The sequence below is a fragment of the Phreatobacter sp. GW821-FHT04C01 genome, from assembly GCF_059420385.1.
Window position 1 is genome coordinate 50,164 of sequence record NZ_JBWKTP010000013.1, and the last position, 25,275, is coordinate 75,438.

The following is a 25,275-nucleotide window of genomic DNA, read 5'->3' on the forward strand; positions in this document are numbered from 1 at the left end:
ATCAGCAAAAGCGCAAGCAGCGAGGAAGCGGCGGTGTCCGAGCGAACCGACGAGGGATGGCATCGCAATCGCTTGGCTCTCGTCGAGCTCGGGAATCTGTTGGGTCCGGTCGACCTGAGCGCACCGAGTGCGAACAAATTCGATCCAACCCGCGCTTGGATCGCGTCACGAACGGGTCTAGAATCACGACGTGTCGCGGTCTACTGGGTTAGCAAGCCCGGTAATTTCGACGTTCGGTTCCGGCAGCCAGGTGTGCTGCGCGACCATCCGGTCCTGGGCGTTGCGCTCGTGCCGATGGGAGGAAACCTGGAAGCTTATGGGAAGCCTGCCCAGCGCCTCGTTCAAAATGGACTCTTCCAAGCCATCGCCATATGCGTGCGCACCGACGATGGCTGGGAAGGGGTGGCCTCCTATGTTCGGGAGGGCTCTGACATCGACGCGACCGCGGGCGGGCTCGTTGACCAGGAGCGCGTGCAGCCGATCGTCGATCCTTCGGAGCCGCCGAGCGAGGCGTTAGAAGGGTTGGATGGTCCACAACCGACGGTGGGTTTGGGAGATTATCCCCTTGATGCGGTCTTCGTCAGGACTGAGACACGAACGGTCTCGGAGGTGGTCAAGCGGATACGGGCGGGACGCTACCAGCTCGATCCCGAATTTCAGCGCGACTTTGTGTGGTCGCAGGCGAAACAGAGTCGCTTGATCGAGTCATGCACGATGCGAATTCCGTTGCCGGTCTTCTACGTCGCGGAGGCCAAGGATGGCGGCATCATCGTCGTAGACGGCCTCCAACGCCTGACGACCTTCGCCCGCTACCTGGATAACAGCTTCGCACTAACCGGCCTGGACAATCTTGAGCGGAACCTAAGCCATCCGCTGACAGGGCTGCGTTTCTCCGATTTGCCCGTCGCGCTGACCGAGCGGATCGAAGACACGCAGCTGACTCTCTACGTGCTCGATGCCAAGGCTCCTGAAAGGGCCAAGCTGGACATCTTCGAACGTGTTAATAGCGGCGTTCCTCTCAGCAGACAGCAGATGAGAAACTGCCTCTTTAATGGACCGGCCACTAAGTGGCTGAAAGAGGCTGGGCAGAGCTCGGCGTTCTTGAGCGCAACCGGAAAATCTCTCGACCCGAAGACTATGCGGGATCGAGAGGCGATCAACCGGTTCTGTGCGTTCCGCTTGCTCAATTGGAGGAGCTACCGGACCGGCGATATGGACGGTTTCCTCGCGCAAGCGCTTGAGCGCATGAATGAAGCCGGTGACGACGAACTTCACTTGCTCTCGCAGACCTTCTCAAGGTCCATGGAGGCGAACATCTTTCTGTTCGGAAAGCACGCTTTTCGCAAGTCGTTAGCCGACTCCGGCGAGGACGCGTTCCGGACTGTGATCAACATCGCACTGTTCGACGTATGCTCGGTGCTGCTGGCGGACGCCGACCCAAATAGAATCGCGAACAATGCGCAGGCCATCCGTGAGCGACTAGGCGAGCTCATAGCGAACGAGGAATTCAGCCACGCCATCACATACTCGACAAACAGCACACGACAGGTCCGTTCCCGCTTCGAACGGGCCGCGGCGGCGATCGAGGGCCTGCTGTGATGCTGGACAGGGTACACCTTCGAGATTTCAAGTGCTTCGAGCAACTGACGCTGCCGCTGCCGAGCCTTACCCTCCTAACGGGCTTCAACGCGTCTGGAAAGTCGACTGCGCTTCAGCCGTTGTTGCTCATGGCCCAGGCTCTAAGAATCGGCAGGCCAACCGCGAGCATCGCTCTCAACGGGCCGCTCGTGCGGCTGGGCACGCCCGGTGAGGTTTTCAACGAGCACCGCGGCGGAAGCTCGCGAAACCTCTCGATCGGCGTTGGCTCGGGCACACTGGACGCATGGTGGCGCCTGGGCGCGGAGGACCGGAACGTCGGCTCTGCCCTCACGCTAGAGACAGTCGAGTTCACCGACGCCGTAGGCGCCGACCGGACTATCGTCGGATGGCCAGACCCTGCCGCGCTTGCGAGCGAGCATCGGATGCTGTTCGAGCTAGTCCGCGAATTGGTTTTCATCAGTGCGGTACGTTCCGGCACGTCCGACACTTTTCCGGGCGTCGACGCAACTGACTTGATCCAGGCGGACGTGGGCGTGCAGGGCGAGTACGCCGCGTGGTGGTTCCAGCGCCATCTCGATGACGACATAGCGCCGGCTCGCAAGCATCCGCATGAGCCGGCGCCGACCCTGCGGCGGCAGCTAAACGCCTGGGCGGCGGAACTTTTTCCCGGGTTCGAAGCCAACGCCCAGCGGATTGCGCGGACATCGTTCCTGCGACTTGAGCTCCGGACGCGCACAACCGAGGACTATCGAAGGCCTGCGAACATCGGCTACGGTCTGACTTATGTGTTTCCCGTGCTGGTAGCGCTGCTGCTGGCGAAGGATGGTCAGACGATCGTTGTCGACAGCCCAGAAGCGCACCTACATCCTAGCGGCCAGTCGGCCATGGGGCGGATCCTTGCTGCCTTCGCAGCTGCGGGCGTCCAGATTGTGGTCGAGACTCACAGCGATCACTTGCTCAACGGGGTGCGGCGTGCTGCCTTGTCCGGTATAGTGCCGCCCCGTGACGTCGGCATCCATTTCTTCAGGTCCATCGAAGTCGGTGGCGAGGAGGCCGGCGTAACTGCGATCGCACTCGATGCCGCGGGCTCGTTGGACCATTGGCCTAGCGGTTTCTTCGATCAGGCAGACATTGACCTCGCGTTGCTCGCGGGGTGGGGCGAGCAGTGAAGTTTCTGATCAACGACCTTTCCATCAATGGGCAGTTCGTAAACGCCGAAGCCTTCTTGACAGAACTGCGTCGATTGCTGGACGCCCGCGATAAGTCTAGGCTGGTAAAGAGTAGCCTGCTTTGTTCTCGCTTGCTTGGAGATCGACCTGCAACGGCAATCCAGACGTTTCGGATTGCGGTGCAAGCCCATAGTGACAAGGACTTGAAGCAACGCATCCTTCGATGGCTGGGCCAAGCCGGTCCCTTTTGGGAAGACGACCGGGTGTCCGTCCCCGAGGATCTATTCCATTTCGCTGGCGAGGACGTCACGCTCCAAGGTTTGGGTGAGGCGGCGCGCCGCCGAATCATCGGTGCTAATGACGCAGTCTATAGCCTGCGAGATTCCGGTAACAATTGCGACGCGGACCCCCTCGTGGTCACCCACGGGTTACTTGAGGCCAAGATCGCCGACGTAGATGTGCCAAATCATCTTTCCGTTGAGAGCATGGAAAAGGCGGCTGTGGCCGCGTTGCCGCTGCCGACAAGTTGGCCGGAGTTGCTGGCGGCGGTCGGATCGGCCTTCGATGCAGTGACGTTGTCGGGGGATATCGCAAGCGTCCTGCGGCCGCATCCCTTCAGCTCCAATGTCGCTGATCGTGTCCTTGAATTGCTCGGGATATTAGATCGATTGGTTAAGAGTCGAGACGGAAGTGGCGAATACACGGACGCCTCGCACGGCATCATTGCCAACTTCTTCTCGGGCAGCACCGCGAGGTTCACCGACGAGTCTACGACTAACAAAAACGACTATCGGGCACAGATGACATTTCCAGATCCCGATGAACCAGGAAAAAGAATATTCTGCCCATTCCATGGTAAAATTAACCATCCTGCCTACCGAATTCATATTCGATGGCCTCTCGAAGCGCACCACAAGAAGATCCTGGTAGCGTATATTGGTCCAAAGATCACTGTCTGATACAGAAGAGAGATCGGCTATGCGTGTCGACTCCTCCTCTCTATTTCGTCTGCCATCTTCCATATGCGTTTGTTGTGCGAATCCGAGTTAAGATCGGGCATCAGGGCGGGATGTGCGCGGAACCGGGCAGGTGCAGCGAAGTTGGCGGTATAGGTAGCCGACACACCTCTTGCGGCGCCCCGAACCATCGCGTGGCCGCCTGAGCCGCGTCCCAAGCTCCGGCGCGCCCTCGACGGCCCGCTTGGAGCGAACCCTTGGAATGAGACAGGGAAATTGGAGGCAACTGGCTGCGGTTTAAGCCTTGTGCGGAATTACGGTGACGGTGCATTGGACTGGACCCTCAAAGCGAGACACGCGATAATTCAGTGACACGCCTCTGGAAGAGAGGTCCAGGTGTCAAATCGAAAGCTGGTCCGTCTATCGACGGATCTGAAGATGCAGATTGTTCAGCGGGTCGAAGCCGGGGAACGGCTTTCGGCGGTCGCGTCCGAGATGGGTGTTCTTCGCAAATCGATTTATGAATGGCGCGCTGCCTATCGCGCCCGCGGGGCTGCCGGATTGAACCAGAAGCGCGGCCCGAAGCCGGGGGGCGAACGGGCGGCGGCCTCGGTGCGGGACGGCGCCTCGTTCGACACACCATTCTCGCCGCCGCCCCGCGCCAACGCGGCGCCGGTCGATGAGTTGAAGAGCGCGCAAGCTCGGATCGCAGAGCTCGAGCGCGTCGTCGGACGTCAGCAGGTCGACCTGCATTTTTTCGCGAAGCCTTGCGGCTCTGGGACGCGAACAGCCCGAGCAGACGCGCGCCCATATCTACGAAGTCATCCAAAAAATGACCTCACAAGAGAGGAGCGATGAGTCGCAAGGCTTACTCGAACAAGATTTGCTCGAACGCGATGCTAACATCTAGCACCTGTGCGCCCTGGGTGGCGTATCGCGCGCCGGCTATTATCGCCATTTGGGGCCACACGCGTCGGTGCGCGACGACGCGGACCTGCGCGATCTCATACAGCGGATTGCGCTGGCCGATCGCCATTGCGGCTATCGGCGCGTCACGCATGCATTGCGGCGGCAGGGCCTGATCGTCAACGCCAAGCGGGTGCTCAGATTGATGCGCGAAGACAATCTGCTCAGCCTACGGGCCAGGCCGTTCGTTCCGCGCACCACCGACAGCTGTCACGGCTTCGCGGTTCGCCCCAACCTGATCCGTGGGGCGGCTTCCACCGGCCTGGATCAAATCTGGGTCAGCGACATCACCTACATCCGGCTGGCCGAGGCCTTCGTTTATCTCGCTGTGGTGATCGACGCCTTCTCGCGCAAGGTCGTGGGCTGGAGGCGCGCCGGATCGCCGTCAGCATAAGCCGGCCGACCAATCCCTACGACAACGCCAAAGCCGAGAGCTTCATGAAGACGCTCAAGACGGAGGAAGTGAACGGCAAGGACTACAAGAACCTTGACGACGCTAGGCGCCGGATCGGCGAGTTCGTCGAAAATACCAAGCGTCTACATTCCGCGCTCGGCTATGCGCCACCGGACGAGTTCGAAGCCGAAATCAGCCGGGTCAACCACAATCAACGCGAGCGCGTGTCACTGAATTAGACCTGTCTCAAACAAGGGGTGCACTCCAGTCAGCAGCCCGCTCTCGTGGCCGAAGTCGCCGGTGAAATCGACGCGTGCCCGCGCCCGATCTTGGCTGGCGGAGGTGACCGACAGCAGGCGGGTCACCGTGTGATAGCCGACGAAAAACCGCTCCAGGTCATCACGGATACCGACATGGCCGACGAAACTCTCGCCCACCGACGGATCCGCGATCACCGCATCCGCGGTGAACAGGGCCAGCGCGCCTTCGACGTCGAAGGCGTTGGTCGCCTTGATCAGCCGGTCGGCGGCCGCACGCACGGCATTTTGGGCGTTCATGTCATCAATTCCCGTGCTGCCAGCTCTTGTAGACGAACTCGAGGCTGTAACCGTCCAGGTCCCTGACCTGGGCGGCGTAATAGCGGGGATCGTAGTGAAGCTGCGGTCCGGGGGCGTGGATCTCGGTCGCGCCGGCGGCCAATGCGGCGGCGTGGGCGGCGTTCACCATCTCTTCGGACGCGGCCACGAAGCCCACATGCACGGCGCCGGGGGCGGCGGTCCCCGGCTTCAGCCAGAAGAACAATCGCCCATTGGCGCCGAAGCCCTTGAGGTCCGGATGACCCGCCGGGCCATCCCGGCCGTCATAATCCACGCGGCTGGTGATCCCGAGGATGGGCAGCACCTTTTCGTAAAAGGCGACGGCGCGATCGGTGTCATCGACCGTCAGAAAGATGTGATCGAGCATGAGGCTCTCCCGCTTCAGATGAGGTCGCCACCGGCCACCTCGATGTTTTGCACGTTGGCCCGGCTGCTGTCGTCGGAAAGCAGGCTGGCGACCATGCGGCCGAAAAAAAGCGCCTGACGATGTCGGCTTCCGAAAACTCCGTTCGTCGTTTCGATGCCAGGCCGATGGAGCCGGCTCGAACACGGAGACGGACGATACCGAGTGACGGCGACAGTGCCTTTTTCTTTGCGGAACACCGCGATGGAGCCGGCGAGAAAAATGCACTGTCACCGCAACAAAGCTTGGGAAACGCGGCCTCACGGCGGAAGCCGCGTGGATCGAGGCGCATCGCAAGCTCTTCGAGGCCGGCTTCGAAGCATGGGACGACATCATCGGCAAAATGAAACAGGAGGGAAGCGATGAAACAGCAAATTAACGGTGCAGGTGGCGCGCAGAACCGCACGCCGGTCGAACCCAGAGGGGATCGCGAACTCGCCGTAACGCGAGCGTTCAATGCGCCGCCGAGCGCGGTTTACAGGGCGTGGAGCCAGCCCGCGCTGTTCCAGCGCTGGTGGGTGCCAAAATCGGTATCCGGCGTTTCGCTCGTAGCCTGCGATATGGACGTCCGTACCGGCGGCAAATATCGGCTGGAATTCGGCGCCGACGGTTCGGACACCATGGCCTTCTACGGCAAGTATCTCGAGGTGGTGCCGAACGAGCGCATCGTCTGGACCAACGACGAGGGCGAAGAGGGCGCGGTCACCACCGTGACCTTCGAGGACCAAGGCGGGACGACGCTGCTGAATTTCCACGAAGTCTATCCGTCCAAGGAGGCGCTCGAGGAAGCACTCCAGGGCGCGGCCGCCGCATTGCCGGAGCAGCTGGAGCAGCTCGACGCATTGCTTTCCGGCAAAGGCGCGTAGCGCGGGTCGGGAAACGCGCCTCGGGGGAGCGTCTCGGAGCGACGGTGACGGTGCATTGGACTGCATTTTCCGTTGCGGAACGCCGCGACGAGAAAGGTGCACTGTCAGCGTAGTGGACATGAACGTCCTCGGTCGCGCCGCGACGCGGATCATCGTCACGCGCAAGCCGCCCGGGACGATCGCGTGGGAGCAGGGGGCGGAGGCCATAGCGCGGTTTCAGCCACGCATGTCTGGGCGCGTTCATTCTCCCCTTTAAGATCACGCGCTATAGACAGCGTGCTGTCGAGCGACGACATTGGCTGATGAGGCATGGGTCTCAAGACAGGTCCAGGGCAGGCGGTATGGCATCGCTTTCGGATTTCGATCAGACGGTCGGGCAGAGTTTTTCCGTTGAGGCCGACGGCAAGGCGATTGCGCTGGAATTGAGCGCGGTGAAGCCCATAGCCTCCAGTCCACGTGAAGGAGGCGGCTTCACGCTGCTCTTCAAGGGACCGCGCGAGGCTCCGTTGCCGCAAGCGGTCTATCGCTTTGTCCGCAATGGTTCTTCGCATGACATCTTCATCGTGCCCGTGTCGGCTGACGCGACGGGTTATGTCTACGAGGCTGTCTTCAACTGATCGGGCTCGCCTGAGGCCGGACGCGCCATCAGGTCATAGACGCCTTTGTCCTCGGTGACGGCAAAGCCCAGGCGCAGATAAAGCCGGCGGGCCGGATTGTTCTTTTCGACATGGATCGAAACAGCTTTGCCGACGGCGGCAGCCTCGTCGATCAGGTCGCTCAGCAACGCCGTACCAAGGCCCTTGCCACATTGCTGGGGCAGAAAGGCGATGTCGATGATGCGGTGCTGGCTCGGCCAGCGCTCCAGGTAGAGACGGCCGATGTCTTCCCGCGCACGCGTAACCACCTGCCATTCGCCTTCGGGATAGTGGCGCCGGTAATGCGCGCGCTGCGCCTGGAACTGCGCCTCGAGAAACTGCGCCTTGGCTTCCGGCGGCCATCGCACCTCGGCGAGTTCCGCATGGCGTGTCGAGGCATAGAGCGCTGCTATGAAGGGAATGTCGGCATCGGCCTCAGGCCTCAGCACCAGCCCAAGGGCTGCTGCCCGCTTGTAGCCTGCACCAGCCGCGATCACGACCATTCCCGGCCGGCCTCAGACCGGCGGCGTCAGGTCGCGCACCACGACGATCTGCTTGACGTTGTCCTCCGCGAGCGTCGTCCATCCATAGTCCCATTCGGAACTGTCGATGCCCACCTGGCTTATGGTGGCGAGCGCATGTGTGCCGTTCGGCATGAGCATCAGGCTGAACAGGGCGAGCCGTCCGTCGGCATTGTAGTTGAGCGAGAGCCGCGTCGCGTAGAGGGACACGCCGAAATCGCGCCAGCCCGACCAGTTCTGGGTGGTGGCGTCCCACTGAGCATTGAATTCGTGGATGCGCTGCTGATCCGAAGCGACCAGCACGATGTCGCCGTCGCCCTGGATGCCGGCTGCCAATGTGTATTTGGGGACCCTGGAATAACCTGGCGTCGCCCATTGCGTCCAGGTGTTCGATCCGGCCGGCTGCTGACGTGTGTGCAGCACCTGGCCGTTCTGGGTGAGGGCGAACAGGTTGGTGGCACCCAGCGGGCCGACCACCGGCGCCATTTCCGTAAACCCGCCGGTTTGTCCGGTGTCGATCTGCACCCACGGCGTCCAGTCGGTGGCCTTGAAGGCCTGCGCCGTCGCCTGCTGGCAACGGTAGAGATGGAGCCCGGAATTGATTCCGAACAGCGCAATGGTGCCGTCGCCCTGGCGGATCGCGGCGACCGTCACCAGGCCGCCTGGTATCTGGATCCAGTCGCTCCACATCTTGGCCGGTGGCGCGAGCTCGTTGACGGTGACGACGATCGGGGTCGTCGTGCCGGGCGGCGTGATGGTTTTCTGGACCTGCACGATCCGGTCCGGGTTCTGATAGATCCACCAGATCCGGCCCTGATTGTCGGTGACGAAAACCTCTATGCGGCCATCGGCATCGTTGGCCATCGACAGTTTCTGATAGCCGGCGGCGCCGGGCGGTGCGCCGATGGTCAGCGGCGCATTCCATTTGTCGACCGGCCCGATCTGGTTGGCGTCCTCGGTGATGAACGAGAGGCTGACTGTGCCTGACGGTTGCGCGACCACCGCCACCCTGCCGTCCTTGGTCAGGCCGGCTGTCATGATCAGCCAGGCGCCGGGAGCGATGACCGACCATGCGGAAGGCCATGGCCCGTTGGGCGAAGTCTGCGCCTTCTGGATCAGCCGGCCGGCATTGGAATCGATGCCGACGACCATCAGCCGCGAGAGTTCGAAAAACGATGCACCGGCCGGCATGCTTTGGAACGAAGGGGCGGGACCGGCGCTGGCCTTCGAAGCCGTTCTTGGCGCCGCTGCGGAGGCCGATGCCTTTGACTTTGTTTCTGTGCTCTTGGCCATCGTATCGGTCCTGCCTTTGGCTCTGAATTCAGGTTCTCGGCGGGAAGACGCCTTGCAGCGCGATGCAGAAATAACAGGTGAGGTAGGGTTGCAGATTGTTGTGCGGCTGGTCGCCGCCGGCAGGCGCGAGCATTTGATCGCTCATCGGAACCAATGCCGGCTGAGGGCTGCCTGCGACATAGGCGAATGCGTTGATCGACCGGGCAAGCGACCGGGCTGGTGTCGGAGCCCCCTGATCGGCAGGCAGATTCGCCGCCATCATGCTATGCGAATGCATCGGAATCTCGGATTCGAGCAATGACACCGTCTCCGAGCCGCTTGTCTCGCCGAGATCGTGCAGCGAAAGGCCGGGGCCTTGGCCAGGATGCATCGGCGCGCGGCCTTGGAGGTCGGGCAGGGCGAAGTTGGATTTGCCGTTGCCGCCATAGGTGGTGCCGAGCAGCGAAAACAGCGCCGTGTTCTGCGACAGCGGCAGAAGCTGTCCGTCGCACCACGCCCACCCCCTGGGCGCGAAGTTGAACGGAAAGATGCGAATTTCAGCGACGAACGGATCGGCCATGACGGTCCCTCTTCAAGTCTGCGTCGGGAAGATGCCGAACAGCGAGATGATGAAATTCACGCAGAGATAGGGCTGGAAATTGCTGTGCGGCTGGCTGCCGCCGATGGAACTGACTGCCACCGCACTCATTGCAACTGTCGGAGGCTGTTCCTTGTACAGCAAGATCGCGCCGCTCATCTGGTCGAGGACGTTGCCTTGGGGGTTCGTGCCTGTGCCCGTATTGCCGGACGCGAGCATAGGATGGCTGTGTGCGGCAATTTGGTTGATGGTCAGCGTGATCTCTTCGGCTCCGCCGGTCTCGGAAAGGATGAAGCCGTTACCCTGATGGATTGGAAGCCGTCCGCGTAGGTCGGGCAGGGCGAAAGTACTCTGGCCGTCGCCGCCGTAAGTGGTGCCGATAAGATTGAACAAGGTTTCGTTCTCTGAGATCGGCAGGAGCTGTCCTTCGCAGAACATCCAGCCGGCTGGCGCGAAATTGCCAGCAAACATTCTGATCTCGCCAACATAGGGCTGTGCCATGATCCCGCTCCCTTATGTCGGCGACGGAAAGATGCCCTGCAGGGCGATGCAGAAGCTCAATGTCAGGAATGGCTGCATGTTGAGATGCGCCTGATTGCCGCCCTGATTTCCAATGGTCGCCGGATTGATCGATGTCAGTTGCGTGGGCGCGCTATAGGCGTTGTTGACGGCGCCCAAAAACGCACCGCCCGGAATAGCGACCGCGCCATTCGTGTTCGTCGCCTGCCCGACATGCGTGTGCGTCGGCAGTTCCCCGATCGAAAGCGTGTGCGCCTGTTCGCCGCCCCGTTCGCCGAGCGTATGGCCGTTGCCGGCATGGATCGGCGCGCGCCCCCGATAGTCAGGCAGTGCGAAGTTGACCCGCCCGTCACCGCCGAACGTGGTGCCCAGCAGCGAAAACAGTCCCTGATTCTGGTTTATGGGGAGGAGTTGGCCGTCGCACAGCGCCCACCCCCTGGGCGGGAAGGCAAAGGACATGATCCTGATTTCGGAAAGAAACGGCTCAGCCACGCGTGCCCCCTCTATTTGAGCGCGGAGCGCACTATCGCACATTGCATTAGCGAGTCACTACCAATCTGCGCGTTCGTCGGTACAAATTTCAGGGCCCACGGAAATGTCTTCTTCCGGCAAAATTGTCCGGATTTCCAATATACGCCGACGATCTCGCGCAACTGGGCGACGGAAGTATCCGCAATTTTACGAAGTGTCCGAATCTGCGACGGCTCCAGCTGCCGTACGAAAAGATGTGATGGCGACGTTCCGCGACGCTAGGTCATGCGTGATCACGGCGACGTCCTATGCCGTTACGACAGAAATAGTGTCAGAACCGAGCGTATCGATGTCCCATGGATCAATGCGGACAGGAATTGAGGGCCGCCGAAGAAGCCGTATCGCGCTTTTTTGTTTGGATCACCGAAGGCAAGGACGGCTTGAGCATGGGTGGACGTGCCGTCGGTGCTATCGGCAATGGTGTTCTGCGCTGCCGTGAAGTCGTAGAACGTTCCGGCATAGTGCGGGTTGCCTATCCGGCCGAGGCGGGAATTCCCCTCCTGCTCGACGAGCATACCGGCGATTATTCGGCCAGGTGGAGTCGCATTCGCTCCAAGGTCGGTGTGATTGGCCAACCTGCCAGCGCCGCCGATGTCCTGGCACAGGGCACGCTTTGCCCCGACCTGATCGACCGCATCTCATTCACCGGCGGCCCCGTGGTCACCGTCAAGAGCCGCCACAACCTGCCCGAGCGCATGAACATGCAGCTCGTCGAACCCTTGCGCGAACTGTTCGAGGACGAGGTGAGGGCGCTCGGCCGCGAACCTGGCCTGCCCGCGAGCTTCGTCGGCCGCCATGCCTTCCCGGGCCCGGGCCTCGCCATCCGCATTCAGCAGGCAGTCCAAGCGTTTGCCAACCTGGCTTGCCCAAGCGATCGGAAAACCGCATATGGCTGACGCCTTCTTGGCGCGCGCCAGCCGCCAAATGGCAGGGGCAAACCGGACGACGTCGCCATGACATCCAGCAACCGCATCGTCCTCTCCAGCGACCACGCCGCCATTCAGCTCCGGCAGGTCCTTGCCGCGCATATCGCGGGGCACGGCTGGGAGGTGGTCGATATCGGGCCGGTGACGTCCGAGAGCACGCCCTATCCCGAGCATGGCGCGGCGGCGGCGCGGCGCGTCGCTTCCGGCGATTGCCGCTTCGGCATCATTTTGTGCGGCACCGGCCAGGGCATCATGATGGCGGCGAACAAGGTCAGGGGCATCCGCTGCGGCGTCTGCGCCGACGCGTTTTCGGCCCGCATGATCCGCCAGCACAACGACGCCAACATGCTGTCGATCGGCGCGCGCGTGGTGGGCGAGGGCCTGGCGCTCGATATCGTCGATGCCTTCCTGGCCGCCAAGTTCGAGGGCGGCCGGCATGCGACGCGGGTGGCGATGATCGGGGCGCTGGAGGGGTAGGGCACCATCGGGTCAGATTGAAGCGGGCTGCATAGAGGTTAGCCGTCCTTCGAGGCTCGCTGCGCTCGCACCTCAGGATGAGGGGAGAAGAGAACTGCAACAGCGTTGCCTATGAGGCGCAACGCGTGTCGTGCATCCTGCACTGGACTCGATGCCGATCTCGACGGCCCTCATCCTGAGGTGCGAGCGCAGCGAGCCTCGAAGGACGGCTGACCGAATTGCAAGATCGCCCGACGGCTTCAATCTGACGCGGTCACGCTCCAGCGCCGTTCCTTGCCACGTCTTATCGAGCTTGCGCCGGGTGCTGGCTCCGTCACCTCCCTTTCACCGATGGCCGTGACGCCGGAGGCGACGCGGGTCAGGCGAGCGCGAGAAGCAGCGAGATCGCGCTGCGGGCCTCGTTGTTGAAAAAGCCCAGCGGCAGCAGGTGGTGGATCTCCGACAGTGAGAGCCACAAGAGGCCGGGGGCCTCGGCCTCGCCGGTCACGTCGCGCACGCGGTACAGGGACACGTCCTGGAGGAAGCGGCCGCCTTCATCCGATTGGCGCGCCTGCAGGAGCGTCTTCCCCTCGGGGCGATCCTCACCCATCCGGGTTGGCGCGAGCTCGGCGCCGGCGCCGAGGCCGGGCTCCCAGGCGGCGCGGAACGCGAAGTGCAAGGCTTCGTTTTCGTGCCGGCCATCGAGGTCGATCGTCTGTTCGCCGCCGCTGTCGAGGATCGGCTGGTCCCAGGCCGCGACCTCCCGGGATGCCGCGCGGACGTCGATATGGCGGAGCGTCAGCTTGCCGTCGGTCAGGGTCGTCGCCCCACCGGGATCAAATCGCCAGCCCGGCAGCCGGTCCACGGGGCAAAGTGTGGCGGGCGCCGTCGCGTGACGGGCATGGCGCAACGCGGCCTGGACGCGCGCCAGCGCCTCCAGGCGAACCGGCGCCCGGAACGACTGGCCGAGAGCCCGCGACAGCGCATCCTCGCCCGGAAAGGGCGCGCGTCCGGCCAGCAGCCGCCACGGCGTGGTGCAGATCACCGAACGCGCATCGGTGTTTACAAGGAAATCGTCGAGCAGGAGCGGCCTGAGCGCGTCGAAGCCGGCCCAGCGGTGGTCGTCGCCCACCGGCGCCGTGCCGTCCGACAGCACGACGACGTTGCGGTTGAACTTGCCGAGAAAGCGCGAGCCCTGTTCGCTCTGCCGGGAATCCGTCAGCCGGGAGCCGGTCTCATCGGCAAAGGCCGCCGCATAGGGGGGCAGGGCGCCGCCATGCACGCGGTCCCGGTTGCTGGCGGTGGCCTGGCAGGTCGGGCCGATCTGCGCGATGCCGACATTGCCCGGCTCGGCCTTGGCATGCAGCAGAAGCGCCAGCCCATGGGCCGTCCGCCGCGCCAGGAAGCCGAGTGTGCCGATCTCCCGCTGTTCGATGAAGGGCTGGCAATGCGCGGCGCCGCCCTCGCACCAGTTGAGCCCGACGACCTGGAAGAAGCGTCCGGAGGCATGGCGGATCACGCCGTCCTCGAGCCGCCAGCTCGGCGAGCGGGCAAGCGCGCTCGGCACGACCTGCATGCCCGCCGCCGCGCGCCGCCGCTCCAGCCATTGCCGGATGGCCAAGGTCTCCGCCATCGCGTCCGGCGTCATGGGGGGGCACCGGTCTGAAGGTGGAAGGCGGCTAGGCCGCGGCGCGCGATGAAGTCATGGATGAAGTCGGGCCCGAGCGCCGCGACCGCCTCCGCCCGTTCGGCCGCGTTGTCCATCACCTGCGCGATCACGCGGTCGGCGAACAGCGCATAGCCGCCGTCCCGCGGCCACCAGCGGCGCGCCAGGGCGACCTTTCGGGCGCCTTGCGTTCTCATGTCCCGCAGCTCCGGGAAGATCTCCGGCAGGCGATCGAGCAAAGGGGGAAGGGCGAAGTTCTCCAGCACGCTGGCGAGCTCGATTTGCGTTCGGCGGCCGGCGGCAGGCGACGGCCCGCTGAGATTGCGCCCCGCGACGATCCGGATGTCGCACAGCGCATCCGGCAGGATGGCGATCTCGCCGATGGCCGCCAGCCGCACCCAGAGATCGAAGTCGGAGAGCTGCACGAGGCTCGCCCGGAAGCCGCCAAGGCGCAGAAGCTGGCGCCGTCGCACCATGGCGGAGGAAATGGCGAGACAATTGCCGATGTCGAAGAAGTGGCGGAGCCAGGCGGGCCCCCCTCGGTTCTCGGTGGTGAACAGGCCGTTTGCCCAATTGTCGCCGTCCGGTGCGCCATTGGCACCGATGATGCGGGTGGCCGTGCAGCAGAGGGTGAGTTCGGGCCGCGCTTCCATTGCCGCGACCTGCGCCGCGAGCTTGGCCGGCGACCAGACGTCGTCCGAGTTCTGGAAGGCGATGAAACGCCCGCGCGCCCGGCCGATCGCCAGATTGCGCGGATGAACCGCGCGATTGAGCGGCATGCGGATCAGGCTGAGCCGGGGATCGCTGATGGCGGCGACGACGTCGGGCGTGCCGTCGGAGGAGCCGTCATCGACCACGATCAGCTCCAGGTCGCGCAAGGTCTGGTCGAGCACGCTCATCACCGCCTCGCGGACGAATTCCACGTGGTTGTAAGCCGCGAGAACCACGGTCACGCGGGGTGTCGATCGACGGAACCACATCAGGAAGAAGCACCCGTGCGAGGTGAGGCTTGGCTGGGTGCGGCATATCGTGGTGCAAGAGGCCGCGTCAATCGACGCGGATCCCAGGTTGGGGCGCGAGGCAAGGTCGATACGTCCGCCTGCCGTCGCCGGCGGAGCGGCTCACTTCACCTGGCTCAGATAGGCGCAAAACATGTCGGCCAGGGCGTCGGCATAGGTTTCGATCTCCGCCGCGCTGCGCGGGATCGCCGAGAACTGCTTCGCGATCGTGCTCATGGTGGCCATGATCAGGCCCCCGGCGAGGACGCGCGTCGGCTCCGAGGCCTCGGGCAGGGCTTCGCGCATGAAAGCCTTGAAAATGCGTTCGCCTTGCCCGCGGGCCTCGCGGGCTTCGGGCGTGGCGCGATAGAGCGGGGCTGCGTCGGCCAGCGCGATGCGGATCCGCGCCTCCTCGCATTCGGAGCGAACGAAAGCGTGAACGAGGTCGCGCAGCCTGGCGAGCGGTGCGGCCGCCGCATTCTCCAGGATCGACCGCATGAGGTCGCCGGTCTGGCGCCATTCGTCGCTTTGCAGGCGAAACAGGATCGCCGCCTTGTTCGGAAAATACTGGTAGAGCGATCCGACGCTGACACCGGCCTTTTCCGCCACGCGCGCCGTCGTGAAACGGGCCGCGCCTTCCTCGGCCAGAACGCGAACCGCAGCCTCGAGAATGGCCGCGACGAGCTCCGTGGAGCGCATCTGCTGCGGCTGTTTTCGCGAGGAAATACGTGGGGTTGAGGCGTTCGTCATCGGTCGTCGGCGCCATGCGAATATGAAACGCGACGAATTGATCGTATTTTTCGATCCGACACAAGCAGCTCGCTTGTCCAGGACCGGAGATACCGCATGAACACCCTGACGACCGCCCCGCTCGCCGCCCTGCTGCCCCGCCTGTTCGCGGAGGCAGAGGCCGCCACCAGCCCGGCTTGGGCCGACGTTTCCCGAGCCGAGCGCGAGCGGCTCTTGCGCAGCAAAACCGAATATCTCGACCTGTACGGACGCCTGAAGGACCTGTGGCTGCCGGTCTCGCGCGAGACCGGCTTGCTGCTCTACATGCTCGCGCGCAGCAGCCGCGCGCGGACGATCGTCGAGTTCGGAACCTCGTTCGGGCTCTCCACGCTGCATCTGGCGGCCGCACTTCGCGACAATGGCGGCGGTCGCCTGATCACCAGCGAGTTCGAGCCCGGCAAGATCGAGCGCGCACGCGGCAACCTGACGGATGGCGGCTTGATCGATCTCGTCGAGATCCGCGCGGGCGACGCGCTCCAGACCTTGAGCGTCGATCTTCCCGACACGATCGACCTCGTGCTGCTTGACGGAGCCAAGGCGCTTTATCCGGAGATCCTCGCACGGGTGGAGCCCCGGCTTCGCCCCGGCGCGCTGGTCGTGGCCGACAATGCCGACGACTCGCCCGAATATCTCGCACGTGTGCGGGCACCGGGAGGCGGCTATCTGTCCACGCCCTTCGCCGAGGATGTCGAGCTCTCCATGCGGCTCGGCTGACGCCGCTGCTCCGTTGCCTGTGAAGGCCGCGGCCTTCAGGAGCCCAGGCCGAAGCGCTGGCGGATCCCCGCCAGCAGGGCTTCCTCGCCGATCTCCTGCCGCGCCTGCATGACGGCGAGCGCATCGTCGCCGATCACGTAGCGCACCTGCGCGCTGCCATCGGTCGCCGCGCCGTAGAGCGCCTCGGCCAACTGTTCGGGCGTGGAGCCGTTGGAGGCCCGGTTGGCCGCGAAGGCGCCCATGACCTTGGCGATCGAAGCCGCGTAAGGGCCGCCGTCACCCTCGAAGGTGCGCGCCAGCGAACGCCCGGCGAAATCGGTCGACACCGATCCCGGCGCCACGACCTTGACCCGGATGCCGAGCGGCGCGAGTTCGTGGCTCAAGGCCTCGGAGAACCCGACCACCGCATATTTCGAGGCCGCGTAGAGCGAATAGAGCGGCATGGCGACCAGCCCCGTCAGCGAGGCGACATTGATGATGACGCCGCTCGCGCGCTCGCGCATGCCGGGCAGCACGGCGCGGGTGACGGCGAAGACCCCCTCCACATTGGTCTGGAACTGGCGGGCGATCGCCTCCCGGGACGCGCTTTCGAACGGCCCGAACAGGCCATAACCGGCATTGTTGATCACGACGTCGATCGGCCCGAAACGCGCGACCGCCTTGGCCACCGCCGCGTCGACCGAAGCCTGGTCGGTCACGTCGAGCGCGAAGGCCTCGACTTGGCCCGAACCCTGCGGGAAGTCCGCGGCCGAAGGGTTTCGCAAGGTCGCGGCGACATTCCAACCCGCATCGGCGAAGCGCCGCACGGCGGCGGCGCCTATCCCCGAGGAACAGCCTGTGATCAGAACCGTGCGTGTCATGGCCGAATCTCCGTTTGGTTATAGGGCAAAACAAGATCAGGACTTCAGGGCATCCCAGCACATCGAAAAGGCCGCGGCGCGGCTCGCCGCATCGTCGGGCAGGTCGCCGGCGCGGATCAGCCGCGCCGTCTCGCGCACTGAGGCCAGGAAATGCGCCGCCAGCAGCGCCACCGGCACGTCCTTGAGGATTTCCTCCCGGCGCCCCTCCTCGAGCGCCGCGGTGAACACGCCCATGGCGGAAGCGACCATGCTCTGGCTCGGCGCGCGAAACCAGGCGGATGCCGCGAACTGCTCCTGGAACGAGGCTTCGGCGAAATGGGCGAGCCGATTGTGCAGCATGGCGAGCCAGATCGCCCGGCCCCTGGCGCGCAGCGGCGCCTTCGGATCGTAAGCCTGCATCAACCGCGCGGCGGTGGCCGTCTTGGCGGTCTCATAGAGCCGGGTCAACAGGTCGTCCTTGGACGGGTGATAGACATAGAGCGTGGCCGTGGCGATGCCGGCCGCCCGCGCAATGTCCGACATTGTCAGCGCGGCCAGCCCGGATTCCGCGACAAGCCGGAATGTCGCTTCGGCGATCGCCCGCTGCTTCTCATCGTCCTTGGGTTTCATGGGGGGAGTTTAAGCGAACGGGGATTCGGTGTCGACGGGAGGCACGGAGGCGAGAGAATTGTGCCACAGCCAAGCGCCAGTCATCGGTCGGCTGATCATCGAGGTCTTCAAGAGGAAGCCAAAGCCGTAGAGGGCGCCAACTTGCTCCAGGGCACGCATTATTCGGACGTGATCGAAAGCATCAAGCTCGCGGGCGGCCCATCGGTCGTCAGCATCGAAGTGGTCGGCCATGGCGGCGGTCATGGTCAAATCTACGCGTTGCGCACGTTACACTTCGATTTCTGTATCATTGGCGGTCCCCTGCCGCCTGAAGCCTAGAACGGATATGCATTGTTGGAGCGGGCGCCTATCTTCGCTCGCATGGGCGAATCAAAACGTAGAATGGAACGTCGTGCGATTAGAGAGGCCGCGAGCCGCCCGATGAAACGTGCGCGCTTCGATCTCTTCGCTCTCGGTGCGAGGCAGTCACTGGCCAGGCTTATGTCCGTGGAGCTGTCCCAATGGAGCGACCACGATGAACGAGTGCTAGGGCTCGTGTTCCTGGATACGACTGACGAGGACTTTGGCTGGATTTTGATGGCGCGTGACAAGATCGGCCGGTTCCGCTGCGTGGACGTCGAAACGAGTATCGATAGCGAGATCATCGCGGTGCAGCGCGTTCGAGAGCGTATTGCGTTGGCCGTTGATGATGGCGACTTCCTCGCCTTGGGCGATCAGGAGGACGAAACAAACTACCCGACCGACGTCTTATTCGTCCCGGCCGGGACGAAGCTGGAAACCCTGCATCCGCATTTCAGGGTCCTCATCGACAGTCCTGGGCGACACCCCAGCCGCTCGGTCTTCAAGGAGATCGGCCCCTGGCTGGCGCCTACGGACCCTCACTTCGTTAGCGAGTTTCAGTTCAAGCACTTCGACCAGCGCCTTTGGGAGATGTTCCTCTGGGCGACATTCCGCGAACTCGGCTTCGACGTATCCCAGCCCGAAGCCCCGGACTTCACCTGCGAGGCGCCTAGCATTGCCTTCACCGTCGAAGCTACGACCGTCAGCCCGTCAAAGGGTGGTGTCCTCGCAGACCGGCCTAATCCCACGACTCCAGAGCAGATGAGGGAGTTCCTCGAACACTACATGCCAATGAAGTTCGGTTCGTCGTTGACGAGCAAGCTCAACAAGAAAGACAAGGACGGCCGAAGCTACTGGGAGCGCGGTGATGCGGCGGGCAAGCCCTTCCTTCTTGCGATCGCCGACTTTCACGTCACCGGCGGCGACGGCGAACCGGGCTCGATGACCTACACAGCGTCGGCCCTTTGGCCCTATCTCTACGGTCAACGCATCGAGTGGGAGCTTGTCGATGGGGAGTTAGTCATCCGCGCCGTTAAGGGCGGCGACCACATCTTTAAAGAGAAGGTGGTTGAGACCGGTTTTTTCGATCTGCCAGGCGCCGAGAACATTTCCGCGGTGGTCTTCTCGAACGCCGGCACGCTAGCCAAGTTCGACAGAATTGGTATCGCGGCCGGCTTCATGCCCGTGGACCACAGATATTTTCGTATGGGTGTCCGGTTCAACCCCGATCCCAACTCCATACACCCCTTGCCGTTCTTCGAAGAGATCGGCCGGGAGGATTATGTTGAGCATTGGTCGGACGAGCTACAAATCTTCCATAACCCCAAAGCTAAGGCGCCGCTCCCGGAGACTGCCTTCGGCGGAATAAGCCAGCACTTCTTCAAGCACGGCGAGCAGGTGACCCTCACCCCCGACGGCACAGTGCTGAGCTCCCGCACGATCATCATGCACATCACCGGAGGTGATAAGGACCGCGTCGTGGTCTGAGGGGCATAAATTTGCGCGACACTATCCCGGTTGAGGGCGCGCAGGACGCTAGGCGACCCAATTTGCTGGCGTCAGCGGCAGAAGAGAGTTGCGTCAAGGCGGAAAGCTTGAACAATTGCAGATGGAACACGCAGTGCCGCACTCGCGGCGTTGTGTGTCTTTCCGGAGCGAGCTCCGATTTCGCCGAACGTGTACTCTGAGAGTTAGCGGATCTACGACTCATGACCGAATTTTGGGATTCGCCGCTCGCAGACACGGTCCTGACTTCCGCGCGACTGACCGACAACTCCACTCGATCGCAAGACGTAGCCGGGTGGCTGGGGCTCTATTCGGAGGCCGCCCCGACGTCGTCAAATCAGGGCGCGGCCAAGATCCCTTTTCAGCGCTGGTTCCACTTCAAAGAAGCGTTCTCGCCGAAATTCGTCGCCGATACGCTGGGGTCGCTTCCCTATAAGGTTAGATCCTGTCTCGATCCGTTCGGAGGAAGCGGCACGACGGCAATGACATGCCGCATGCTTGGCATTTCCTCAACTTCGGTCGAGGTGAATCCGTTTCTTGCCGACCTCATTGAAGCGAAGCTCAGCCCGGTGGCACCAGCGGCTTTCTCTGCGGCCTACGAAAAGCTGATTGCGGGGCTGGAGATTGAACCGGTGGATACTCTGCTGGTCGATGGAATGCCGCCGACGCTCGTCGCACCGGGGCCTATGGGCCGGTACGTTTTTCCGGCCGACGTCTACGCTACGTCGCGTGCCATCCTAAGAGCGTCGACTTCACTGGAAGTGGATCAAGCGCGCCTGCTTCGTGTGCTGCTCGGCTCTGTCTTGGTCGCAAACAGCAACGTTGTTATTAATGGTAAAGGGAGGCGGTATCGCCGTGGATGGAAGTCCAAGGAGAAGACGGGCGATGATCTCATTGCGAGTCTTGACGCCGCGATCGATGTGGCGGGTGCCGATCTCACCGCTTTCTCAGGCCTTCCGTGTGGCAAGCACGAGGTTCTGCGAGGCGACGCGCGAATGGTGCTCACGCAGGTGACGGAGGCTGACGTCGTCATCTTCTCGCCGCCCTATCCGAACTCGTTTGACTACACGGATGTGTACAATCTTGAGCTTTGGATGCTGGGCTATCTCAACTCGGCGCCGGACAATCGCGCGCTGCGTCACCGTACCCTACGGTCCCACGTGCAGATGAAGTGGGAGGCGACGCCACGGTATGCGGCGTCTGCGGTCCTGGACGAGACCCTGGAAGCTCTCCGCGCCGCCAGAGCCGACCTTTGGAATCCCAACATTCCGGAGATGATCGGATTCTACTTCGACGACCTCTGTCGCATTTTCCAACACGTTGCGAGAATTCTCCGGCGAGGTCGCCATGTGGTTGTGGCGATTGGCGACAGCCAGTACGCTGGCGTTCGCATCGATGTGGCATCGATTCTAGTTCAGAGTTTGGCGGGGGTGGGCTTCAAATTGGCTGAACGCGGCGCGATTAGGTCCATGCGTAACAGTTCGCAGCACGGCGGGGCGTTCGATCTGTCCGAGCATTGTCTCGTGTTCGAGCGCATCTAACGCTCTACGGTCGTCGGAGGCCACCTTATTGCCCAACCCAGCCGCCGCCAAGAAAGTGTCTTTCCCACGCATCGTTAGGATCGCACTTGAAAATTTCGACCTCTACTCTAACGAGGCGAGCCCCGACGTAGAAGTTGAACGAAACGTCTTTTGCCTGATCGGCGCGAATGGCCTTGGAAAGTCGACGTTCCTGAATACGGTGAACTTCGCGATCACGGGTGCGATCCCCGATCCGAATCGGAAGTTTCAATCGGCCTTAGATTACTATCGCAACGCCGCGCGGCGTGAGCGAAGCGACGAGTACTTCAGCGGCCGGCTTAGCGAAGGCGCCCGACGCCTAGCCGTTGCGACGGTGGATTTGGAGTGGCCGACGGCGTTCGTGTCGGTGACGCGGGATTTGTTAGGCGGTGCGGGTGTGACCCGCTTGACCGTGCGCGATATTGCAACCGGCAAGGTCACGGCTGTGACCTCAACGGAAGATCCCGAAGGCAATCTGAATACACGATTCGAGGCTGAAGTCCTGAAGCACACGGGCTTGGAGGATTTTGCTCAGTTCGTTTTCATCATGCATTTCATCGCGACCTTCGACGAAGGGCGCCATTTGCTGATGTGGGATGACGGGGCGCTGACCAACGCCTTGTATCTCGCCTTCGGGGCTGATCCCGCGGCCGCCAAGGCTGCTGACAAGCTTCAGCGCGACATGGACCGCGAGAGTTCGCGAGGCAGGAACGTCCGCTTCTCTGCCCGGCACGTCGCCGACCGGATCAAGACGATCACTGATGTACTAGATGGCGTGGAGTCAGACGATCATCTGCGGAAAGCGCAACTTCAAGCGCAACACGACGGCCTAATCGCCGAACGTTACGAGGCCGAAGAACGGGTCCGGCGCAAGCAAGCGGAACTGAGAGATGCAGACCTCAAATGGACCGACCTCAGCGCGGCCTTGACAGAAATGCAGCTCGAATATCGTCGCGTGTTCTCAAGCCGCCTGCAAAGGTCATCGTCGGTCGACCACCACCCTATCGTCCGGGCGACCCTTTCGGAGGATCGGTGCGCATTGTGCGGCAAAGTTCATGTCGGCGCTGTCATACAAGCGCGACTGACCGCCGGCGAATGTCCACTCTGTGAGAGCCCATTCGATCGATCAGTCAAGGACGACGGCGCAGTCATCGAGTTGCAGCGTATCGATGCAGCTATCGCCAAGAATCGAGACGACCTCGCCACTATCCTCACTATTCGAGAGCGGGTCAGTGCTGAACTGACTGCGGCGCAAGCGACTGAAGACGCTACGGACGCCGCGTTGAAAGCGTTTGAGGAGAGGGAGGGCCCGAGTCTCGCTCGCTCTCAGTTGGGGTCTGATTTTTCCGCTCTTCGAGAGGAAATAAAGAAACTCGAAACGGAGCGACAGAAGTTCCTTACCCAGAGCGAGGAGCACTATCGCAAGCGCGACGAGGTACGCGAGAAGCTTAGAAGCTACGAACGCCAGCTCAAGGAGCAGTACGACGTCGGCTCAGAGGACTTCGTGCCGCGGTTCAGGGAACTCGCTGAAGCCTTCATCGGGCTGCCGATCGACGTCGAACTTGAGCACCGGAAGGGCGCTAACGATTCCGGATTCGGCCTCCGACTGCGGATGGACGAGCAATTGCGGACGCTCCCAGACAAGGTTTCGGAGAGTCAGCGGTTCTTCCTCGACATCGCGTTGCGGATGGCGCTGTCGGAGTTCATGGCGACCGGACCGGCCACGCTGCTGATCGACACGCCGGAGGGTTCGCTCGACATCGCTTATGAAGCCCAAGCAGGCGCGATGTTCTCCAAGTTCGTTGCGGAAGGAAACGCGGTGCTTATGACCGCGAACCTCCGAAGCTCCGAGCTGATTTTGCGGCTTGCCCAACTGCAAAAAAGCCAGGGTATGCAAATCGTGCGCATGACGGACTGGACGGACCTTAGTGAAGTGCAGCAACGCGAGGAACGGCTGTTCCTAGACGCGTACGACGCCATAGACGCGGCCCTAAGGTGATCAGGTGTGGCTGTGACCGACCTAGTCCCCGAAGCATACGTGGATAGTCTCGTCATATTGAACGATGCGCCGACGTCGATCCTGCCGATGTCAGTCAACGAGATGCACCTATACTCCTACCTCGGATGTATACTCGCGCTGTTCAAAGGCAAGCCGGTCGCCGATTGGGGCTACCCTTACGCGATCACCTCCGAAGGATTTCCGTGGAGCGCGGAGTTCGAAAGCGCGCGCGAGACGCTGTGTGCTACCGGCCTGATCCAGGTCGATGATCGGGGGCAGATGATGCCACGGCCCTCGGAATTGGCGGCCGAACTTGCGGTCATTCTCAGCCTCGGTTCGGTCGCGGAGCGCCGGCCATGGCTTCGCGCCGCTGTAGAATGTGCGCTTGCCTTGCCGGTCGGCTCGATCCGCTATGCAATAAACCGTTCGCCTGGCATCGCGACTCCGTTTTTACTGGGTCAGCGCGGCCGGTTGCTTGAACCTGCAGACACCACACTCCTGTACGAAGAATATGCAGTCGTCAGCCAAGTGCTGGGGGCGGAGGTACAGGACGTCCTGTCGCCGGCTGTCATCTGGCTTTCGGCACGTATCCTCCGGAAGGAGGAAGCCGCTGTCTAGTTTCAACATTGAGAACATTCAGGCGCTGGTGGCTCAGGCCTACATCCCACACGCGGAAAGGGCGTTCGGCGAGACAGGCGCGAGCGGCATCCGCACTTTGCTCAACGGCGTAAAGCTGATCTTTCAGCGCTGTCCGCCGGAGAGGCTCCCCGGGACGCTGACGGTCGCTATCGGCATCCACGCCACCCCGTTAACGCCGGTGATCGGAAGCCTAGGCTCGCCGGCGGCTTGTTCCGACTACGCCGGTGTCGGTCGCTTCCTGGTGGACAACCCAGTCGGCTCGCATGCGGTCGTGGAGTTGCTTTCGGATGGCAGCTTTCGGCTCCTGCTCATGACGCAGGACATCGATCTCCAAACGCTCGCGCAAAATGCCCTGATCTATCGATTTGATGGAACCGCAGAGCGTTTCCTGGCCAAGGAGTACGAGGATTTCGTTCCTTCGATTTCGCCCGTGCTGGCGAGCAATTTCTCGGACCCGACGTTGAGCAGCCTCGAGGACGCCTTCGAGCGCTACAGCAAGTACGTTCTCGAGACGAATTGCCGCATTCTGAAGGATGTGTGGGAAGGCGGCGTCGATGGCCCGCGCCTGGTTCTGGTGAATAAGCCGGAGGCGAAGATGCGTGACTCGCTCGCTCAAGCCCTGGAGCTGCTGCTAGGGGACGTTACCGTAAAGCCGGAGCAGAACACAGACGAAAGCAAGCCGGTGGATATCAGGGTCAGTTGGTTTGCATCCGGTGCGACAGCGCTGATTGAGGTCAAGTGGCTAGGTAAGTCGACGGCGAAGTCGAAAAGGACCGCCGCTGGCTCAACATACACAGAATACGGGCCGGCCCGGGCGCAATCGGGAGCCAATCAATTAGCCGACTATATGGATCGCGAGGTGCGCCACTCCGCCGCGATTGCGCCTAATGGGTATCTCGTGATTTTCGACGCTCGTCGGAGAGGCACCCAAGGGCCGGCCGACCAACTGACTGAGGCAGATGCGATGGCTTTCGCCAACGTCGCCATCGAGCTCGACCCCGACCACTCCAAGACACGATCGGACTTCGCGTCCCCAGTCCGATTGTTTATGAATCCCAGGAAGTCCTTCTTCAAGGCAGCCTGAACACACGGGGCTCAATCTCTGTTGTTTTTCCCGCAAGCTACCAAGCGCTCGATTGACTGACGTGAGTTCTCTCGCCAAGATCACGCGGTGGCCGCCTCACAGCGAC

The 25,275-nt window shown here is 62.6% G+C and carries 28 protein-coding genes and 2 pseudogenes; 17 read left to right on the forward strand and 13 right to left on the reverse strand.

Going from position 1 to position 25,275, the window contains the following annotated elements; genetic code table 11:
- Positions 1-33 precede the first annotated feature (33 nt).
- From AC07WJ_RS33160 to AC07WJ_RS33185, 6 genes are all read left to right on the forward strand, one after another.
- Positions 34-1,599, forward strand: coding sequence for a GmrSD restriction endonuclease domain-containing protein (locus AC07WJ_RS33160; protein ID WP_494938999.1), 1,566 nt, complete (start codon positions 34-36; stop codon positions 1,597-1,599).
- The gene (locus AC07WJ_RS33165) at positions 1,599-2,768 is read left to right on the forward strand and encodes an AAA family ATPase (protein WP_494939000.1); all 1,170 of its coding nucleotides are present in this window, start codon (positions 1,599-1,601) and stop codon (positions 2,766-2,768) included. Before AC07WJ_RS33160 ends, AC07WJ_RS33165 begins: the two co-directional genes overlap by 1 nt.
- On the forward strand, positions 2,765-3,727 hold the full coding sequence (locus tag AC07WJ_RS33170; protein WP_494939001.1) for a hypothetical protein: 963 nt from the start codon (positions 2,765-2,767) through the stop codon (positions 3,725-3,727). The genes AC07WJ_RS33165 and AC07WJ_RS33170 overlap by 4 nt, the downstream gene beginning before the upstream one ends.
- A 393-nt stretch (positions 3,728-4,120) precedes the next feature.
- Positions 4,121-4,582, forward strand: coding sequence for a helix-turn-helix domain-containing protein (locus AC07WJ_RS33175; RefSeq protein ID WP_494939002.1), 462 nt, complete (start codon positions 4,121-4,123; stop codon positions 4,580-4,582).
- A gap of 118 nt (positions 4,583-4,700) precedes the next feature.
- Entirely contained in the window at positions 4,701-5,084 is a 384-nt protein-coding gene (locus AC07WJ_RS33180) for an IS3 family transposase (RefSeq protein ID WP_494939003.1), read from the forward strand.
- On the forward strand, positions 5,081-5,323 hold the full coding sequence (locus AC07WJ_RS33185) for an integrase core domain-containing protein (protein WP_494939113.1): 243 nt from the start codon (positions 5,081-5,083) through the stop codon (positions 5,321-5,323). Before AC07WJ_RS33180 ends, AC07WJ_RS33185 begins: the two co-directional genes overlap by 4 nt.
- Here AC07WJ_RS33185 and AC07WJ_RS33190 read toward each other — a convergent pair.
- Positions 5,312-5,641, reverse strand: coding sequence for a nuclear transport factor 2 family protein (locus AC07WJ_RS33190; RefSeq protein WP_494939004.1), 330 nt, complete (start codon positions 5,639-5,641; stop codon positions 5,312-5,314). The two genes, AC07WJ_RS33185 and AC07WJ_RS33190, sit on opposite strands and share 12 nt — an antisense overlap.
- A gap of 4 nt (positions 5,642-5,645) precedes the next feature.
- Positions 5,646-6,047: a VOC family protein gene (locus tag AC07WJ_RS33195; protein ID WP_494939005.1), complete on the reverse strand. Its 402-nt coding sequence runs from the start codon at positions 6,045-6,047 to the stop codon at positions 5,646-5,648.
- A gap of 265 nt (positions 6,048-6,312) precedes the next feature.
- Here AC07WJ_RS33195 and AC07WJ_RS33200 point away from each other — a divergent pair.
- The 3 genes and pseudogenes from AC07WJ_RS33200 to AC07WJ_RS33210 form a co-directional block, all read left to right on the forward strand.
- Positions 6,313-6,462, forward strand: a pseudogene (locus AC07WJ_RS33200) (ArsR family transcriptional regulator); the annotation flags it as partial.
- Positions 6,446-6,949, forward strand: coding sequence for an SRPBCC family protein (locus tag AC07WJ_RS33205; protein ID WP_494939006.1), 504 nt, complete (start codon positions 6,446-6,448; stop codon positions 6,947-6,949). The pseudogene AC07WJ_RS33200 and the gene AC07WJ_RS33205, both read left to right, overlap by 17 nt.
- 341 nt (positions 6,950-7,290) lie before the next feature.
- On the forward strand, positions 7,291-7,566 hold the full coding sequence (locus tag AC07WJ_RS33210) for a DUF6916 family protein (RefSeq protein WP_494939007.1): 276 nt from the start codon (positions 7,291-7,293) through the stop codon (positions 7,564-7,566).
- On the opposite strand, the gene AC07WJ_RS33215 is transcribed toward AC07WJ_RS33210, so the two are convergent.
- The 5 genes from AC07WJ_RS33215 to AC07WJ_RS33235 form a co-directional block, all read right to left on the reverse strand.
- Positions 7,545-8,087: a GNAT family N-acetyltransferase gene (locus AC07WJ_RS33215; RefSeq protein WP_494939008.1), complete on the reverse strand. Its 543-nt coding sequence runs from the start codon at positions 8,085-8,087 to the stop codon at positions 7,545-7,547. The genes AC07WJ_RS33210 and AC07WJ_RS33215 overlap by 22 nt on opposite strands.
- Before the next feature lie 12 nt (positions 8,088-8,099).
- Positions 8,100-9,296 (reverse strand): PLL family lectin, encoded by a 1,197-nt coding sequence (locus tag AC07WJ_RS33220; protein ID WP_494939009.1) that lies wholly within the window; start codon positions 9,294-9,296, stop codon positions 8,100-8,102.
- 130 nt (positions 9,297-9,426) lie between these two features.
- Positions 9,427-9,957: a phage tail protein gene (locus tag AC07WJ_RS33225; RefSeq protein WP_494939010.1), complete on the reverse strand. Its 531-nt coding sequence runs from the start codon at positions 9,955-9,957 to the stop codon at positions 9,427-9,429.
- Between the two features lie 12 nt (positions 9,958-9,969).
- Positions 9,970-10,476, reverse strand: a complete 507-nt coding sequence (locus AC07WJ_RS33230; RefSeq protein ID WP_494939011.1) for a phage tail protein — start codon at positions 10,474-10,476, stop codon at positions 9,970-9,972.
- A gap of 12 nt (positions 10,477-10,488) precedes the next feature.
- Positions 10,489-10,986: a phage tail protein gene (locus AC07WJ_RS33235; protein WP_494939012.1), complete on the reverse strand. Its 498-nt coding sequence runs from the start codon at positions 10,984-10,986 to the stop codon at positions 10,489-10,491.
- Between the two features lie 626 nt (positions 10,987-11,612).
- On the opposite strand from AC07WJ_RS33235, the pseudogene AC07WJ_RS33240 reads away from it, so the two are divergent.
- Together AC07WJ_RS33240 and rpiB are read left to right on the forward strand one after the other, a co-directional pair.
- Positions 11,613-11,852: pseudogene (locus tag AC07WJ_RS33240) on the forward strand (glutamine-hydrolyzing GMP synthase); the annotation flags it as partial.
- Between the two features lie 126 nt (positions 11,853-11,978).
- Positions 11,979-12,428: a ribose 5-phosphate isomerase B gene (gene rpiB / locus AC07WJ_RS33245; protein ID WP_494939013.1), complete on the forward strand. Its 450-nt coding sequence runs from the start codon at positions 11,979-11,981 to the stop codon at positions 12,426-12,428.
- 358 nt (positions 12,429-12,786) lie between these two features.
- On the opposite strand, the gene AC07WJ_RS33250 is transcribed toward rpiB, so the two are convergent.
- The 3 genes from AC07WJ_RS33250 to AC07WJ_RS33260 form a co-directional block, all read right to left on the reverse strand.
- Complete coding sequence (locus tag AC07WJ_RS33250; protein WP_494939014.1) at positions 12,787-14,055, reverse strand: NDP-hexose 2,3-dehydratase family protein; 1,269 nt, start codon at positions 14,053-14,055, stop codon at positions 12,787-12,789.
- On the reverse strand, positions 14,052-15,026 hold the full coding sequence (locus AC07WJ_RS33255) for a glycosyltransferase (protein ID WP_494939015.1): 975 nt from the start codon (positions 15,024-15,026) through the stop codon (positions 14,052-14,054). The genes AC07WJ_RS33250 and AC07WJ_RS33255 overlap by 4 nt, the downstream gene beginning before the upstream one ends.
- 168 nt (positions 15,027-15,194) lie before the next feature.
- Positions 15,195-15,821 (reverse strand): TetR/AcrR family transcriptional regulator, encoded by a 627-nt coding sequence (locus AC07WJ_RS33260; protein ID WP_494939016.1) that lies wholly within the window; start codon positions 15,819-15,821, stop codon positions 15,195-15,197.
- A gap of 96 nt (positions 15,822-15,917) precedes the next feature.
- Here AC07WJ_RS33260 and AC07WJ_RS33265 point away from each other — a divergent pair, with 96 nt between their 5' ends.
- The gene (locus tag AC07WJ_RS33265; RefSeq protein WP_494939017.1) at positions 15,918-16,574 is read left to right on the forward strand and encodes an O-methyltransferase; all 657 of its coding nucleotides are present in this window, start codon (positions 15,918-15,920) and stop codon (positions 16,572-16,574) included.
- 35 nt (positions 16,575-16,609) lie between these two features.
- Here the strand turns inward: AC07WJ_RS33265 and AC07WJ_RS33270 are convergent, their stop codons facing one another.
- Genes AC07WJ_RS33270 through AC07WJ_RS33280 form a run of 3 tightly spaced genes read right to left on the reverse strand, consistent with a single transcriptional unit; the run spans position 16,610 to position 18,286 of the window.
- A complete protein-coding gene (locus AC07WJ_RS33270) occupies positions 16,610-17,434 on the reverse strand; it encodes an SDR family oxidoreductase (RefSeq protein ID WP_494939018.1) in 825 nt (274 codons plus the stop codon).
- A gap of 36 nt (positions 17,435-17,470) precedes the next feature.
- Positions 17,471-18,043 (reverse strand): TetR/AcrR family transcriptional regulator, encoded by a 573-nt coding sequence (locus AC07WJ_RS33275; RefSeq protein WP_494939019.1) that lies wholly within the window; start codon positions 18,041-18,043, stop codon positions 17,471-17,473.
- A gap of 9 nt (positions 18,044-18,052) precedes the next feature.
- Entirely contained in the window at positions 18,053-18,286 is a 234-nt protein-coding gene (locus AC07WJ_RS33280; protein WP_494939020.1) for a hypothetical protein, read from the reverse strand.
- Positions 18,287-18,463: 177 nt separating this feature from the next.
- Between AC07WJ_RS33280 and AC07WJ_RS33285 the strand changes: the two genes are divergently transcribed.
- From AC07WJ_RS33285 to AC07WJ_RS33305, 5 genes are all read left to right on the forward strand, one after another.
- Positions 18,464-19,870 (forward strand): hypothetical protein, encoded by a 1,407-nt coding sequence (locus AC07WJ_RS33285; protein ID WP_494939021.1) that lies wholly within the window; start codon positions 18,464-18,466, stop codon positions 19,868-19,870.
- 221 nt (positions 19,871-20,091) lie between these two features.
- A complete protein-coding gene (locus AC07WJ_RS33290) occupies positions 20,092-21,429 on the forward strand; it encodes a hypothetical protein (protein ID WP_494939022.1) in 1,338 nt (445 codons plus the stop codon).
- A gap of 28 nt (positions 21,430-21,457) precedes the next feature.
- Positions 21,458-23,446 carry an AAA family ATPase gene (locus AC07WJ_RS33295; protein ID WP_494939023.1) on the forward strand — a complete coding sequence of 663 codons (1,989 nt, stop codon included), beginning with the start codon at positions 21,458-21,460 and terminating at the stop codon, positions 23,444-23,446.
- A gap of 39 nt (positions 23,447-23,485) precedes the next feature.
- Entirely contained in the window at positions 23,486-24,064 is a 579-nt protein-coding gene (locus AC07WJ_RS33300; protein WP_494939024.1) for a hypothetical protein, read from the forward strand.
- A 28-nt stretch (positions 24,065-24,092) separates the two neighbouring features.
- On the forward strand, positions 24,093-25,169 hold the full coding sequence (locus AC07WJ_RS33305) for a hypothetical protein (RefSeq protein WP_494939025.1): 1,077 nt from the start codon (positions 24,093-24,095) through the stop codon (positions 25,167-25,169).
- The last annotated feature ends 106 nt before the right edge of the window (positions 25,170-25,275 follow it).